Origin of the sequence: Adlercreutzia rubneri (genome assembly GCF_009755265.1) — a bacterium.
GTDB lineage: Bacteria > Actinomycetota > Coriobacteriia > Coriobacteriales > Eggerthellaceae > Adlercreutzia > Adlercreutzia rubneri.
Genome location: NZ_WPOO01000008.1, coordinates 31,994 through 47,822, shown reverse-complemented (window position 1 = coordinate 47,822; position 15,829 = coordinate 31,994). Strand labels below are relative to the sequence as shown.

Annotated in this window: 11 protein-coding genes and 1 pseudogene; 11 read left to right on the top strand and 1 reads right to left on the bottom strand. The window is 62.5% G+C overall.

Annotated elements, in window-relative coordinates; translation table 11 throughout:
• The first annotated feature begins 49 nt into the window (after positions 1-49).
• The 9 genes and pseudogenes from GO707_RS06220 to GO707_RS06185 all read left to right on the top strand — a co-directional run bounded on the left by GO707_RS06220 (position 50) and on the right by GO707_RS06185 (position 8,569).
• On the top strand, positions 50-1,024 hold the full coding sequence (locus GO707_RS06220) for a slipin family protein (RefSeq protein ID WP_157012546.1): 975 nt from the start codon (positions 50-52) through the stop codon (positions 1,022-1,024).
• A gap of 36 nt (positions 1,025-1,060) precedes the next feature.
• On the top strand, positions 1,061-1,459 hold the full coding sequence (locus GO707_RS06215) for a GntR family transcriptional regulator (protein ID WP_157012545.1): 399 nt from the start codon (positions 1,061-1,063) through the stop codon (positions 1,457-1,459).
• 268 nt (positions 1,460-1,727) lie between these two features.
• On the top strand, positions 1,728-3,023 hold the full coding sequence (locus GO707_RS06210) for a radical SAM protein (RefSeq protein ID WP_173113996.1): 1,296 nt from the start codon (positions 1,728-1,730) through the stop codon (positions 3,021-3,023).
• A 114-nt stretch (positions 3,024-3,137) separates the two neighbouring features.
• Positions 3,138-3,290, top strand: a pseudogene (locus GO707_RS12875) (twin-arginine translocation signal domain-containing protein); the annotation flags it as partial.
• A gap of 186 nt (positions 3,291-3,476) precedes the next feature.
• Positions 3,477-5,744: a molybdopterin-containing oxidoreductase family protein gene (locus GO707_RS06205; RefSeq protein WP_227081070.1), complete on the top strand. Its 2,268-nt coding sequence runs from the start codon at positions 3,477-3,479 to the stop codon at positions 5,742-5,744.
• Entirely contained in the window at positions 5,745-6,377 is a 633-nt protein-coding gene (locus GO707_RS06200) for a 4Fe-4S dicluster domain-containing protein (protein ID WP_114539213.1), read from the top strand.
• Between the two features lie 17 nt (positions 6,378-6,394).
• A complete protein-coding gene (gene nrfD / locus GO707_RS06195) occupies positions 6,395-7,666 on the top strand; it encodes an NrfD/PsrC family molybdoenzyme membrane anchor subunit (protein WP_227070122.1) in 1,272 nt (423 codons plus the stop codon).
• Positions 7,667-7,778: 112 nt separating this feature from the next.
• Positions 7,779-8,141, top strand: a complete 363-nt coding sequence (locus GO707_RS06190) for a hypothetical protein (RefSeq protein WP_114539212.1) — start codon at positions 7,779-7,781, stop codon at positions 8,139-8,141.
• Positions 8,138-8,569: a DUF4405 domain-containing protein gene (locus GO707_RS06185; RefSeq protein WP_157012542.1), complete on the top strand. Its 432-nt coding sequence runs from the start codon at positions 8,138-8,140 to the stop codon at positions 8,567-8,569. The genes GO707_RS06190 and GO707_RS06185 overlap by 4 nt, the downstream gene beginning before the upstream one ends.
• A 98-nt stretch (positions 8,570-8,667) precedes the next feature.
• On the opposite strand, the gene GO707_RS06180 is transcribed toward GO707_RS06185, so the two are convergent.
• The gene (locus GO707_RS06180; RefSeq protein WP_157012541.1) at positions 8,668-10,044 is read right to left on the bottom strand and encodes an LCP family protein; all 1,377 of its coding nucleotides are present in this window, start codon (positions 10,042-10,044) and stop codon (positions 8,668-8,670) included.
• A gap of 182 nt (positions 10,045-10,226) precedes the next feature.
• Here GO707_RS06180 and GO707_RS06175 point away from each other — a divergent pair, with 182 nt between their 5' ends.
• Together GO707_RS06175 and GO707_RS06170 are read left to right on the top strand one after the other, a co-directional pair.
• Positions 10,227-10,982: a TetR/AcrR family transcriptional regulator gene (locus tag GO707_RS06175; RefSeq protein ID WP_371317474.1), complete on the top strand. Its 756-nt coding sequence runs from the start codon at positions 10,227-10,229 to the stop codon at positions 10,980-10,982.
• The gene (locus tag GO707_RS06170; protein ID WP_157012540.1) at positions 10,948-15,714 is read left to right on the top strand and encodes a 2-hydroxyacyl-CoA dehydratase; all 4,767 of its coding nucleotides are present in this window, start codon (positions 10,948-10,950) and stop codon (positions 15,712-15,714) included. Before GO707_RS06175 ends, GO707_RS06170 begins: the two co-directional genes overlap by 35 nt.
• Positions 15,715-15,829: the final 115 nt, after the last annotated feature.

The following is a 15,829-nucleotide window of genomic DNA, read 5'->3' as shown; positions in this document are numbered from 1 at the left end:
ATGAACAATAAGGCAACTTGCTAAGCAAGATGAGAGGAAGGATCGACCGATGACGAAAAGCGCAAGGGGTCGCAAAGCGCGCCGCACTGAATGGGAAGCTGCGCCGGGCCCGTGGAGCGACAGCGAAGCGGAAATGCTGGCGGCAACCTCCTATGTGCCCAAGAAATCGTCGCGCAACGGCGCTCTCGTATTCAGCGTCGCCGTGTTCATGGCCGCGGCCGCTGCGGCGCTTGTCTGCGATCTTCTTTTGGAGGGGCGCATCTCGCTCGTGGGCATTCTTGCGGCTCTGCTCGCGGCACTTGCGGCCTCTTCTTCGTTGCATATTGCTCTGGGGTGGGAAAAGGTGGTCGTGCTGCGGCTCGGCAAGTTGAACCGCGTGGTGGGACCTGGTTTCTATGCCACCATTCCCATTTTGGAGCATGGGACCATTCGCGTCGATCAGCGCATTATCGCCACCCCCTTCCGTGCTGAGCGTACGTTGACGGCCGATCTTGTGCCTGTGAACATCGACGCGGTGCTGTTCTGGGTGGTGTGGGATGCGGAAAAGGCCTGCGTGGAAGTGGAGGACTATTACGCGGCCATATCGTATCTTGCTCAGACGTCGCTGCGCGAGGCAGTGGGGCGCTCAACGGTAGGGGAGGTGGCCTTGCGTCGCGATCAGCTGGATGAGGAGATCAAGGCCGATATCGAGAAAGAGGCCTCGGGGTGGGGCGTTGACATCATCTCCGTAAAGGTCCGCGACATCGTGATCCCGGCGGAGTTGCAAAACGTCATGTCCTTGGAGGCTCAGGCCGACCGCGAACGCAATGCTCGCATGACGGTGGCGAGTGTCGAAGCCGATTTGGCGGAGATGCTTTCTGAGGCTGCCCGCATCTACGGGGATGAGGACGCGGCCCTGAAGCTGCGTACCATGCTCATGCAATACGAGACGGTGAAGGGATCCGGTAGCGCTGTTGTCACGGTGCCCACGGCCGTAAGCGATGGTTTTGCTGAAGGCGTCCAACGCGAGGGGCGAGGGCTCTGATAGGATATAAGTACCGTTTCGCGAGAAAGAAGCATCATGGGCGTCCTTGAATCTTTCGCTATAGACCACAACTCCGGCCTTCCGGTGTGGATACAGATTAAGAACCGCATTGCCTATCTTATTGGCTCGGGAGCCTTTGTCCCCGGCGATAGGCTTCCTACGGTGCGCGCCTTGGCGGTGGATCTGGATATCAGCTACAACACGGTGAATCGCGCCTATATGGATTTGGAACGCGAGGGCTACATTTCTACTCGCAAGGGGCGGGGCACTTTCGTGGCCGAGCGCCACGATTTGGGTGCTCATACGGCTTCAGATTCTCCCATCGAGCTAGTAATCGACGACATGATCCGCGTATGTTCGAACGCAGGGCTCGCCGATGACGACATTGTCGCCATGGTACAGGCTCGCCTTGCTCACCGGGATTTCATGCGATAGGCCCCATTTGCCTTCAGGGGCCAGGGCGCGGAACGGCGCGTCAACGTGCGCAGGAAACATGCCTGGGCAAAGAGGGACAAGTCAAGTCTTTATTGTCGCAAGATATTGTGATAATGTGACACTGTGACGTTAAGACGACTACATCGAGCTTTCGTATCGATGCTATCCAGGGGGAAAGATGGCGGTCGGGAAGGAAACCGAAAAGGGAGCGGGCGACGAGGGGCGCCGTTCGGCCCTCGCCCTGTACGAGGACATCGAGGCCGAGCACATGGCCGCCCTGGAGGCGACTGGCATAGCGTTCGCCCCGTACGATAGCGAACGACTTGAACGCGAGGGACTGCTTCGCCAGTTGCGCGAGCGGGGGGCTCGCATCCGCAATGGAGGAGCGAGTGTGGCCATCGGCCCCATGAGCGTTGCCTGCGAGGCGTGCACCGGCTCCTGCGTGAGCCGCAGTTTTGCCTTGACGAACAACTGCCATCGCGACTGTTTCTTCTGCTTCAATCCCAATCAGGAGGATTTTGCCTACTGGTGCGAGCGACCTTTTCCATGGCGTCGCCAGCTGGACGATTTGGCTGCAGAGCCCGGCTCCCCGGCCTGCATTGCGCTTACTGGCGGTGAGCCTCTTTTGATGGCAGACGAGGCTGTGGCTTTCTTCTCCCGTGCCTCCGAGCTGTTTCCCGCGGCTCATCTGCGCCTGTACACGTCCGGGGACCTGCTGAGCCGCGAGCTGATCGATCGTCTCGTGCGGGCGGGCCTTCATGAGATTCGATTCTCTGTCAAGCAGGATGACAAGCCGGAGCTTTTGGAAAAGGTGCTGGAACGTATGGCTTGGGCGCGCGAGCAAGTGCCCACGGTCATGGTGGAGATGCCCGTCATTCCGGGAACCGACTCGTTCATGAAAGAGCTTTTGGCGAAGCTCGATGCCCTAGGCGTTGACGGCGTTAATTTGCTGGAGTTTGCCTATGCCATGTGGAACTGGCCCGTGTTTGAGTCCTTGGGCCTTACGCTGCGCAACCCTCCCCAGCAGGTGATGTTCGACTACACCTATGCGGGTGCTTTGGCGGTGCAGGATAGCGAGGAGGACTGCTTGCGTCTGATGCTGTGGGCGCGCGAGCAAGGCTTGGGACTGGCGCTGCATTATTGCTCATTGGAGAACAAGCATCGAGCTCAAGTGCGAAACATGAACGAGCCCTTCGCCGACATTCACGCCTGCTATGCCTTCGACTACGACGACTTCTTCCTAAAGACCGCGCTGGCTTTCGACGGCGATCGCGATCTGGTGAGACGAGCCCTAGAGAGGGAGGGCTGCCGCCAGGTTCTCGAAGACGCCGAAGGGGGGTCGTTGGCCTTTCATCCTCGCTGGCTCTCCGTTGCTCGTCGTGCTGTGCCGGAACCCGGGCGGCTGTGCGTGTCTTTCAACGTCGCGGTGGACGAGGGGCGTTCCCTGCGGGAGCTGAAAGTGGTACCCGCAGGCGAACTTTCTGTGCAGCTTACCGACAGTACAGGATCTGCCGATGCGTGTGAGCCTTGCCTCCAGGGGTTTGAAAAGAGCTGGAATCGCTAAACAGAGAAAATAGGCTCAAATTTATTGTCACAATGTATTGCGACAAAGTAACAAAGGGTTTATACTGCGCACTGAGAGCGGGGAGGGGCCGACCCCGCGCGAGGGCGGGCGCTTATGCATGGCGCCCGAATGGAGAGCGGAGAGATTCCGCTGCATTTGGAGATAGGAGGAGAAATGTCGGAACTGAACGTACCGGTCAAAGGCATTTCGCGCCGAAGCTTTCTCAAAACTACAGCTGCTGTAGCCGGAGCCGCTGCAGTGAGCGGAGCCACGATGACGGCTCTTGCTGCAACCGATGAGGAGACTGCGGGCGACGAGGAGCATGAGGTCGTTTGCGTCTGCGGTTGCAACTGCCAAGGCAATTGTTCGATGGTTGCCACGGTTCGCGAAGGCAAAATGGTAAACATACGATCTAATGAGGATCTTCCGTATCCCGCTTACGAGCGAATCTGTATGCGTGGTTTTAGCCATGCGAACCGCATGTACGACTTCAACCGCGTGCTGTATCCCATGAAGCGGAAGACGTGGAGCTTGGAAGAGCCCCATGTCGAGAACCGCGGCACCGACGAGTGGGAGCGCCTGTCGTGGGACGAGGCTACCCAGCTTGTCGCCGATACGCTCACCTACAACACGGAGAACTACGGCGTGCGCTCGAACTGCGTGCTTGTGTCTGCCGGCAACTCTTTCGCCGCCTACGGCGGCTTGATCGCCGGTCTTGGTTTCGCGAATGCCTTTGGGTTCCAGGGGCTTGACGTGTGCCTGGACTACGGCGATCTGGTCGGCATCGGAGAGGTGACCGGCAGCGGTTGGGACTTCAACCAGCGTAACATGGCTGGCGACTACCGTTTTGCCAAAACGCTTTTGATCTGGGATACGAACCCGCCCAACTCCCAGCCCCATAGCTGGCACTTCTGCATGGAGGCCAAGGACGCTGGCGCCAATCTGGTCGTCATCGACCCTACCTACACCATCGCGGCCCAACAGGCCACAAAATGGGTGCCCATCAAACCCGGTACCGATCCGGCGCTCGGCATGGCTATGCTCAACGCTATCATCGCCAACGAATGGTACGACCTGGACTTCATGCGCGAGAAGACCTGCGCTCCCCTGCTCGTGCGCGAGGACAACGGCCATTTCCTCCGCGCGACGGATTTCGGCGAGGAGGGCCCGGCACAGCTGCCCGAGTACCCGTTCTTCGGCACACTGCTACTCCAGGGCGTGAAGGCCGGCAAGGTGCCCACGTTGGAGGAGTCGGCCCACTATGTGGTATGGGACGCCGACAAGGACGCCTGGGGCCTCATCAATGACGTGGCCAACCCCGCACTCGAGGGCAGCTTCGAGGTAAACGGCGTGAAAGTTACCACGGCCTGGTCGCTGTTCAAGGAGCATATGGCCGAGTGCACGCCAGAGTGGGCTGAGGGCATCACCGAGGTGTCGGCGGATACCATCGTGGAGCTTGCCCGCATGTACTCCCAGGACACGCCCTCGACCATCTATGCGGGCTACCACCTGTACGATAACTGCGAGGAGATGGGCATGACCTGGGCCTGCCTCGCCGCCCTTACGGGCAATATCGGCAAGCGCGGCGCCTCTATTGGGCATTTGGGGAAGAGCAAGCCGACGATCAACATGGCCGGCCTCGCCTTCCCGGCGGGACTCAAGGGCCTTCACGACGAGCTGCCGTGGCTTCATCTGCCCGAGGTCTTGGAAACGGGCAAGCTGAAGGGCGAGGATTTCCCCGTGCGCCTTCTCTACAACATAGGGGCGAACCCGGTCGGCAGCTATGCGGCCCAGCGCAAGACCATCGAGGAGATCTTGCCGAAGATCCCCTGCATCGTGACGAACGACATGGAGTTCTCCGAAACCTGCGAGTACAGCGACATTGTGCTGCCCTGCGCCCACTACTTCGAGTACGACTGGATTCAGGCCAGCTCGCACACTCCCTTCCTGTACATGGCGAACAAGGTGGCCGACCCCATCGGTGAGGCGAAGGAGGACGTGGAGATCTTCCGGGCCATTGCCGAGCGCATGGACAACGAGGCGGCCAAGGCGTTCTACGCCAAGTCCAACGAGGAAATGATGCGCATGGTGGTCGATACCGAGAAGGGCGAGCCGGTGGGCATTACCTTCGACAACCTCAAGGAGAAGGGCGTGCTGGCCGACCGAGACGAGAACTGGATTCACTGGGAAGAACAGCGCTGGCCTACGCTTTCCGGCCGTCTGGAATTCTACGTGGAGAATCCCGGCGCTCGCATCGACATCGGCAAGCCCATCGACAAGGACTTTTACCATATGCCCACCTACCATACGCCCTTCGAGGCCTACGATGAGAGCGAGCAGCACGAAAAATATCCCCTGTACCATTATTGCGAGCGCACAAGATGGCACTTGCATACCCAGTACAACCATGCTCCTGTGCTGCGCGAGCTTGATCCGGAGCCCTATTTGCGCATGAACCCCGTTGATGCCGAAGCGCGCGGCATCGCTGAGGGCGACTACGTCGAGGCCTACAACGATCGGGGCCACTGCGTGTGCAAGGCGAAATTCGATATGGGCGTCAGGCCGGGCATGGTCTCCTCGCCCAAGGGATGGCACCGGGGAGCCTATGTGGCGGGCAGCTATCAAGAGCTGACCTGCGACCATTTGAATCTGCTTCATATGAACACGTCGTTCGACGACACGCTCGTCGAAGTGCGCAAGTACGAGGGAGAGGTGAGATAAATGACCCGTTATGGAATGGTGATCGACACTAAGAAGTGCATTGGCTGCCACGTATGTGCCATGGCGTGCAAAACGGAGAACAACTTGCCCAACGATGTATGGTGGAACCGCATCTTCACCGATAACGGTGGCGAGATGGGGTTCGACATGGTGGGCGGCTCGTATCCTGACAATTTGCAGTTCGGCTATATCCCCGTCGCCTGCCAGCATTGCGAGAATCCCGCCTGCGTGAAGGTATGCCCGGTGGGAGCGACCTACAAGGATCCCGAAACGGGAGTGGTGCGCCAGGATTACGACAAGTGCATCGGCTGCCGCATGTGCATGAGTGCTTGCCCTTACAACGGTGTGCGTTCTTTCAACTGGGAAGAGCCCGTATTCCACATGGACTATGCCATGGGCAGCAAGGATGCGCCCGAACATCAGCAGCACGTCGTGGAGAAGTGCACGTTCTGCTACCACCGCACGTCTCAAGGCATTGAGCCGGCTTGCATGCACCTTTGCGTGGGTCGAGCACGTTTTTGGGGCGACTTAGATGACCCGACTTCTGAGGTAAGCCGTCTTCTTGCGGAACGGTCGCACAAGCGGCTCTTGGAAGATCGTGGCACGGAGCCTTCAACTTACTATCTCGTCTAGCAGAGGGGAGTGACATTATGTCCGAGTATATGCAGGGTGGAGCCCTTGCCAGCGATGACCTCGATTTCTCAGCGTCCAGCGATCGAGGGCGTGCTAGTGAGCACGCGTCGACGGCCGTCAAGAGTCCTGCTCTCAATGTTGCCATCGGCGTGAGCGCCGTGGTGATGGTGGTCGGCTTGGTGCTGTGGTTTATGCAGCTGTCGGGCGGCATGGTGCAGACCGCCATGCGCAACCTCGACAGCTGGGGCCTCTACATCACGGGCTTCATGTTTTTCGTGGGCCTGTCGGCCGGCGGTCTTATCATCTCGTCGGTGCCCAAGGCCCTCGGCATCCGCGGCTTCGGCGGTATCTCGAAAGTGGCGGTGTTCTCATCCATCGCCTGCACGGTGGTCGCCATCGGTCTTGTAGTGGTGGATATGGGCCAGCCCTTCCGCGTGTGGGAGCTGTTCGTTTACTCCAATCTGGGCAGCCCGCTTATGTGGGATATCATTGTCCTTTCCACCTACCTCATCCTGTCGTGCGTATACCTGTGGGCCCAGATTCAGGCCGAGCGCGGCAAGGTCAGCGCTGTGGCCTTGCGCGTCATCTCGGTGATCGCTCTCGTTACCGCCGTGCTCGTCCATTCGGTAACTGCCTGGATCTTCAGTCTTCAGCAGGGGCACGAGATGTGGCATACAGCCCTTCTGGCTCCTTGGTTCGTGTCCTCCGCTCTGGTGTGTGGTACGGCGCTCGTGATGGCTGTTGTCATTGGATTGCGCCGTGCCGGTTACCTCAACGTGGAGCAAGACAACATCGTGCGTCTCGCCAAGCTGCTCGGAGCCTTTGTGCTGGTGGATTTGTACTTCTTTGGCTGTGATCTGCTTACCGAAGGGTTCCCGGGTGGCGCAGGGGCAGAGGTAGTGGCCATGCTGACCCAAGGTCCTCTGGCCCCCTACTTCTGGTTCGAGATCATCGGCTGTGTCGCGTGCGCCGTCATCTGCCTGACTCCTGCCCTGCGTCGCAACGGTCTTCTGGTGACGGCTTCGTTGCTGGCCATCGCCGGCATCTTCTGCAAGCGCGTTCAGCTGCTGGTGGGCGGATTCCAAATCACTAACCTGGCCGACATGGCACCTGCAGTGAATTCCATGAGCATCACCTACGCCGATGGCACGCTTGCCGATGCCTATGCGAACCTCGTCTACTGGCCGACGCCGCTGGAGGCGGGCGTGACGCTGGGCGTCGTGGCCCTTGGGTTCCTCGTGTTCTTCTTGGGGCTCAAGTTTCTCCCGTTGCGTCCCTCCGAGAAGTAGTCAGTTGCGCGGACGCGAGCCGAGCCCTCCAATCAGCCCTGCGTCTTTCTGACATGCGGGCCGCCTGCCGCAGGGCGGGCGGCCCTTCTCTTTCGGAGGAGGAAGGAGTCCTATGAAAAAGATCGCCGTGACGGCGGCGGTGTTTCTGCTGGCCGCAGTCTGTTCGGTCGGTGCTGTGATGCTTGTTCAGCCTGAGGCGTTGAGTGTGCGACCCATTACGGAGACTTCACCCTGTCCTGTGGTGGGATGCGCTTCAGGAAGCTGCCACGGTTTCGACGACGTGCCCGAGCCGGATGGCGTGCACGAGATGACGTGCCCGGAAGCTTCCTGCGCATCGGTGGAGTGCCATGGTTGGGAAACTCTCGGCTCGCGCTACCACCAGGCATCGGATGCGAGCTTGAACCTGTGGATACTTATGCCGGTGGCCCTTGTGGTGGCGCTTGTCGGCATCGTGCGGAAGGTGGGACGCTCATGAGAGTGCTCGTTGTTGATGCGCTGGCGCTGGTTTTGTATATCGTGGTGTCGCTGCCTGCGATGACGGGCGTTGGCGCGCACGAGTGGCTGGGGCTTGGTATCGGGTTGGTCCTGCTTGTGCACGGGGCCCAGCATGTTGATTTTGCCGGCCACCTTTTGACGAGTCGGGGCGCCTGGCGAGCAAAGGGACGAATTTTGCTCGATGCTGCGCTGGTGCTTTCCGTTGCAGTTGTTGTCCTGTCGGGTCTCATGGAATCGGGAACAGTTCTGCCTGCCTTTGGCTTTTATGCCGAGGGCTATTACTTTTGGGGGCCGCTGCATGCTGCTTCCGCCAAGGTGCTTCTCGCGCTTCTTGTTGTGCATGGGGCGCTCAATCTCGGCTCGGCGTGGCGTCTGGCCCAACGCGCCCGTGCGAAGGAAGATGAATGAACTTTCGGCAGCTATTTGACGGTTGCCTTTGATCTTGCAAAAAAGAGCGGCCCGGGCGAGTGTCCGGGCCGCTCGGCGTTTCTGGTGCGGATTCGTGCCTACTCCACGTCCACGACGTCGTCGGTGGTGAGGGCGTCGGCCATGAGGTCGCGGTACTCGGCGGGGGAGGCGGCGTTGGTGGCGGCGCCCAGTTCGGTATCGCTTGCCTGGGGCTCGGGGATTTCCGCGGAGGTGTCGGTTGGATCAAGCCCTGCGTCTACCCGGCGCATCATGTCCTGCCACTCGGCGTACTGGGTGCCCACGTAGCTGATGCCGTCCTGGTTCAGGGTGTAGCTGGGGCAGGCGGCCGAGTACATGGTGAGTCCCTTGTCCTTGAAGGTGAGCGCGAGGGACACCAGATCGGTCACGGAGTAGTCGGTGGTCACGCAGCGGGCGAGGGATTCCACGGTACCGGGGATCTCGGTGATGGACTTCGAGAGCACCTTCTCCACGATGGCCTCGATGATCATGCGCTGGGCCTGGGCGCGGGAGAAGTCACCGGCGCGGGTGGCGTGGCGCTCGCGGGCGAAGGCGAGGGCCTGGTCGCCGTCGAGGGTCTGCTCGCCGGCCTCAAGGGAGATGCCGCTCGTGTCGGAATAGAAGCTCTCGGGCACGTTCACCTGAATACCGCCGAGTTCGTTCACAACGTCCTTCAGCTCCTCGAAGTGCACCTCCACGTAGTGGGTGATGGGCACGCCGGCGAAGGTGGAGAGCGTTTTCACGGCCTCGGACGGGCCGCCGAAGGCATAGGCGGCGTTGATCTTCTGGGTGCCGTGACCCTCGATATTGATCATGGTGTCGCGGGGCACCGAGATGAGATCGCCCACGCCCTTGTCGGGATCGATGCGGGCGAGCATGGTCACGTCCGAGCGGCTGGCTGTCTCGCCCTTGCGGGCGTCGCTGCCGAAGATGCCCACGTAATAGGAGCCGTCGGCCTTGGCCGGGGCCAGCTGCTCGCCGAGCTCCTTGAACTCGGCGTCATCGAGGCCGCCCTGGATGGTGGCGTTGATGCCGTTCAGGTAGAGCGCGAGCGCCGTGCCGGCACCGGCGAGGATGACGACGAGGGCCGCGGCGATGCCGAGAGCGATCTTCTTACCGCGCGACTTCTTGCGAGCCGCTTTGGCGTGGGCAAGGCTGTCCGTGGCAGCGAAGCTTTGGGAGCCGCCCGCGGCGGAAACGGGGCTTGCGGTCGGCGCGAAGCCGGTGCCCTCGAAGGAGGAGCGGGCGCGGGAGGCGCGAGGCGTCCGCGAGGCGTCCGCCTGGGCGCTGCGAGAACGGGCGGCCTGGGCGCTCCGGGTGCTGCGGCCGGCGCTCGTTACGGGGGCGGAGTGGGAACCGCGGCGTCCCTGCGTGGAGCCGAGCGGCGCCGAGTGGGCGCCCCGGCGCGAGGTGCCGGAGTTGAGCGGAGCGGAATGCTTGCCAGGTCTGTTTGCCATAGGGTTCGGCGCGCAGGCGCCTGCCTCCTCGATAAACGCGGTGGTACGAATGCGAAACCCCAAGATACCAGGAAAAGAGCAACTGCGGGCCGCCTTCGACAAGAAAACAGGCTTTTGGAAGGGTGGTGGAAGGGGAAGGAAGGGGTTGCCGAAAAGGGCGGCGCTCTCTATAATGCGAGCTATTGAACAGTGTGTCCAATTTTGGCCGTTCTGTCGAAATCCGACCGCTGTATCGCAACCGAACGAAGGAGACCGTCATAGCCACGGCAACCTGCGCGCCGGCCGCCCCCTGCGAGGATCGGCGCATCGCGAAATCGAGGCGGGCCCTGCGCGGCGCCCTCATCGAGCTCATGGAGGAGCGCGGCTACGATGCGCTCACCGTGAACGATCTGTGCGAGCGGGCCGATACGTCCCGTGGCACCTTCTACAACCACTTCCGCGACAAGGACGGGCTGCTCGCCGTGCTGGAGGACGAGGTCATGGCCGACCTCGATGCCCTGCAGGGACGCATGCAGTCCATCACCTTGGCGGATATGCTGGCCTTCCGCGCGACGGGCCGGCCGCTGCCGTTTCTCGTGGAGCTCTTCGACTACCTGCGCGAGCAGAGCGATTTTTTGCACGCGGTGCTCGGCCCCGGGGGCGATGTGCGCTTCGGGCCGCGGCTGCGCGAGGCGGTCTGCGAGAACCTGGTGCAGAACATCCTGCATGAGAAGTATCGCGACAACCCTACGGTTTTCGTGGAGTACTATGTGGCCTTCTACGCCGCCGCCTACCTGGGCATCATCGCCCACTGGATCGAGCGCGGCTGCCCCGAATCCTCTGAGACCATGGCGCGCATCGCCATGCGCCTTCTGTTCATCAAACCCGGCGAATCCATCGAGCTGCAAGTTGGGAGAAAGTCCGATGAAGAAAAACACCAAGAACAGCAAGTACACTGAGATCATCACCGAGGCCTCAACCTCGGCGAAAGAGCTGGCATCTGCGGCGTGCGCCTCTTGCGCGCCGCGGGTGACCACGGTGGAGACGGCCCAGACTTCCGCCGAGGCCAGCGCCGCTGCGGAGGCGTGCCCCTTCCATATCGGCATCGACGTGGGATCGACCACGGTGAAGCTGGCGGTGCTGAACAACGACAACGAAATCCTGTGGGCGGTGTACCGCCGCCATCACGCCGACGTGCGCGCCACCATCGTGGAGGTGCTGCGCGAGGCCGCCGCGGCCTATCCGGACGAGACCATGACCATCGCCATCACCGGATCGGGCGGCCTGCTTCTGTCCCAGTGGCTCGATGTCACTTTCGTGCAGGAGGTCATCGCGTCGAAGACGGCGGTGGAGACCTTCATCCCCAAAACCGACGTCGCCATCGAGTTGGGCGGCGAGGACGCGAAGATCATCTACTTCGACAACGGTATCGAGCAGCGCATGAACGGCACCTGCGCCGGCGGCACGGGCGCCTTCATCGACCAGATGGCGGCCCTTCTGGACACGGATGCCGGCGGCCTGAACGAGCTGGCGGCCGATCATGAGACCATCTACCCCATCGCGAGCCGCTGCGGCGTGTTCGCCAAGACCGATGTTCAGCCGCTTCTGAACGAGGGCGCGCGCAAGGAGGACATCGCCGCCTCCATCTTCCAGTCGGTGGTGACTCAGACCATCTCCGGTCTCGCCTGCGGCCGGCCCATCCGGGGGCATGTGGCCTTCCTCGGCGGCCCCTTGCAGTACCTGCCCGAACTGCGCAAGCGCTTCTACGAAATCTTGGAATTGACCGACGAGGCCATCATCGTGCCCGAGAACGCGCACCTGTTCGTGGCTGCCGGCTGCGCCATCGCCGGTGTGGCAGAGGGCGCGCGGCCCGAGAAGCTTTTCGATGTGCTGACGCGCCTGGAGGGCCTGGGCGACATGCAGGGCTCGGAGGTGGTACGCCTGGCGCCGCTGTTCGCCGACGAGGCGGAGCTGGCGGAGTTCCACGCTCGCCACGACGCCGAGCGCGTGCGTCGCGCGTCGCTTGAGGACTACCGGGGCGTGGCCTTCCTCGGCATCGACGCCGGCTCCACCACGTTCAAGGCGGCGCTCATCGGCGAGGACGGGGCGCTTCTGTGGTCCACCTACGCCTCGAACAAGGGCGACGTGCTGGGCTGCGCCAAGGCGGCCGTGGCCGAGCTGTACCAGGCGCTGCCCCGCGACCCGGAAACGGATGAGCCGCTCGTGCAGATAGGCCACGCCACGGTGACCGGCTACGGCGAGGGGCTTCTGCTGGAGGCCCTGCGGGTCGACTCCGGCGAGATTGAGACGGTGGCCCATTTGCGCGGCGCCCAGGAGATGCTGCCCGGCGTGGAGTTCATCCTGGACATCGGCGGCCAGGACATGAAGTGCTTGCGCGTGAAGGACGGCGTCATCGACCACATCATGCTGAACGAGGCCTGTTCCTCGGGCTGCGGCAGCTTCATCGAGTCCTTCGCGAGCGGCCTGAACCTGGACGTGGCCGAGTTCGCCGCCACGGCCATCTCCGCCGAGAACCCGGTGGATCTGGGCAGCCGCTGCACCGTGTTCATGAACAGCCGCGTGAAACAGGCCCAGAAGGAGGGCGCCACCGTAGGCGACATCGCCGCGGGTCTGGCGATTTCCGTTATCAAGAACGCCCTGTTCAAGGTCATCAAGATTCGCGACCCGCACGATGTGGGCACGAAGGTCATCGTGCAGGGCGGCACCTTCTTGAACGATGCGGTGCTGCGCGCCTTCGAGCAGCTCTCCGAAGTGAACGCCATCCGTCCCGACATCGCCGGCAACATGGGCGCCTTCGGCGCGGCATTGTTGGCCCGCGACCGCTTTGAGGAGACGCGTCGGCGCACCGAGAACGTGCCGCTGTCGCCGGATCTGGGCCCGAAGGTGCCCCTGAGTGGGCTTTTGTCCCTTGAGGAGATCGAGGCGCTCGCGCCGACGCATCGCACCGTGCGCTGCAAGGGCTGCTCGAACGCCTGCCTGCTCACAGTGAACGATTTCGGCATCGATGCGGCGACGGGCAAGCACCGCCGCTTCATCACCGGCAACCGCTGCGAGAAGGGCGAGAGTTTGGGCACCGGCACCGAGAAGTCGGCCGTGCCGAACCTGTTCGAGTACAAGGCCGAGCGCACCTTCGGCTACGAGCCCCTGGCGCCCGAGGAGGCGCCCCGCGGCACCGTGGGCATCCCGCGCGCGCTCAACATGTACGAGAACTACCCGTTCTGGTTCACCTTCTTCACGAAGCTGGGGTACCGGGTGGTGCTGTCCGACCCGTCCACGAAGAAGACCTACGAGGCCGGCATCGAATCGATGCCCTCCGAGAGCGTGTGCTATCCGGCGAAGCTTTCGCACGGCCACATCATGAACCTGCTCGACAAGCACCCGGACTTCATCTGGATGCCGTGTTCGAAGTGGGAGCGCCAGGAGGACGAGACCGCCGGCAACCACTTCAACTGCCCCATTGTGGCGAGTTACCCCGAGGCGCTGCGCCTGAACATCGACGAGCTGCGCGAGACCGATGTGGCCTTCGTGTCGCCGTGGGTGCCCTACCACGACAAGGACAAGCTGGCCGAGCGCCTGGTGGTGGAGCTGACCGAGAACTTTGCGAAAGAGACGAACGGGTGCGGCCCCGCGCTCACGGCTGACGAGATCCGGGCGGCGGTGGAGGCGGCCTGGGCCGAGGACGAGGCGTTCAAACGCGATATTCGCACGAAGGGTGTGGAAACCCTCGCGTGGATGGAGAAGACCGGCACGCGCGGCATCGTGTTGGCCGGGCGCCCCTACCATCAGGATCCCGAGATCAACCACGCCATCCCCGAGCTGCTCACGAGCTTCGGTTTGGCCGTGCTCACCGAGGACTCCGTGGCGCACTTGGGCCAGCTGGAGCGGCCCATTCGCGTGGTGGATCAGTGGATGTACCACACGCGCCTGTACGCGGCGGCCAAGGTGGTCACCCAGCGTAAGGATCTCGATCTCATTCAGCTGAACTCCTTCGGATGCGGCCTGGATGCCCTCACCACCGATCAGGTGCAGGAGGTGTTGGAAGCGGCCGGCAAGGTGTACACGGTGCTGAAGATCGACGAGGTGTCGAACTTGGGCGCGGCGCGCATTCGCGTGCGCAGTCTTTTGGCGGCCTTGAAGGACCAGGCCGACCGCGAGGCCGAGGCGGAAGCCGACGCCGCCGCCGAGAAGAGGGGCTGTCCGGCTGCGTGCATCGACTTGGACAACCTGGATAAGCTCGTGCCCGCCAGCTTCACCGAGAAGGCCGATGGCGTGGTGGCCGCGGCCGAGATCGAGCAGCGCGAGGGCGCCTCCACCGAGTTCGCGCGCCCCCAGTTCACCGAGCAGATGCGCGATGGGGGCTGGACGATTCTGGCGCCCCAGATGGCCCCCTACCACTTCGAGCTTCTGGTGCCCATCTTCAAGCGCGCCGGCTACAACGTGGCGCTTCTGCCCTCGGTGGACCACGGCGCGGTGGACGCGGGCCTGAAGTACGTGAACAACGACATCTGCTACCCGTCCATCCTGGTCACGGGCCAGATTATGGAAGCGGTGCTGTCGGGCAAGTACGACACCGACAAGCTGGCCGTGCTCATCACCCAGACCGGCGGCGGCTGCCGCGCCACCAACTACATCTCGCTCATCCGCAAGGCGCTGAAGTCCGTGGGGCTCGGGCACATCCCGGTCATCGCCATCTCCTTCAAGGACCTGGGCGAGGAGAACCCTGGCTTCAAGATCACGCCGAAGATGCTCTACCAGGCCATTTACGCGCTGCAGTACGGCGATTTGCTCATGATGTGCTTGTATCGCACGCGCCCCTACGAGGTGGAGCCGGGCAGCGCGAACCGCCTGTTCCAGTACTGGATGGACGCCTGCAAGCACCAGCTCGAGCGCGGCGTGCGCCAGTCGGAGTTCCGCCGCACGGTGCGCCGCATCGTGGAGGACTTCGACGCGCTGCCCCTGGCCGGCGAGGGCACGAAACCCCGCGTGGGCGTGGTGGGCGAGATCCTCGTGAAGTTCCACCCGACGGCCAACAACCAGATCGTGGACGTCATCGAGCGCGAGGGCTGCGAGGCCGTGGTGCCCGGGCTTATCGAGTTCTTCCTGTTCGGCATCGCCGGCGGCATCTTCCAGCAGCCTATCGGCAAGTCGAAGAAGAGCGCGCTCGGGAGCAAGATCGGCCTGGCCGCCATCAAGAAGCTGCGCAAGCCCGTGAACGACGCGCTGGAGAAGTCGAGTCGCTTCCACCCGCCGGCGGACATCTACGAGCTGGCCGACTACGCGAGCGAGATCCTTTCCCTGTGCAACTCCATGGGCGAGGGGTGGCTGCTCACCGCTGAGATGGTGGAGCTCATTCGCTCCGGCTGCCCGAACGTGGTGTGCACCCAGCCCTTCGCCTGTTTGCCGAACCACGTGGTGGGCAAGGCCACCATTAAGGAGCTGCGCCGCCGCTACCCGGAGAGCAACATCGTGGCCGTGGACTACGACCCCGGTGCGAGCGAGGTGAACCAGCTCAACCGCATCAAGCTCATGATCGCCGTGGCCAAGGCGAATTTGGCCGAGAAGGAGGCCGAGGCCCGTGCCGCCCGGGCGGTGGCCCGCGACGGAGCGCCTGAGGAACCCGAGACCGTGGCGGCATCCGTAGAGGTGGAGACCACCGAGGTCGTGGGGTAGGCGGCCGCTTCTTTCCTGAATTGCTTTCAAGAGAGGTGAGCTTCCCCGACAAATGTCAGGGAAGCTCTTTTTTTAATCATGTAGAGGATCGGGAGGAGCGCGACAGCGTTTCGTC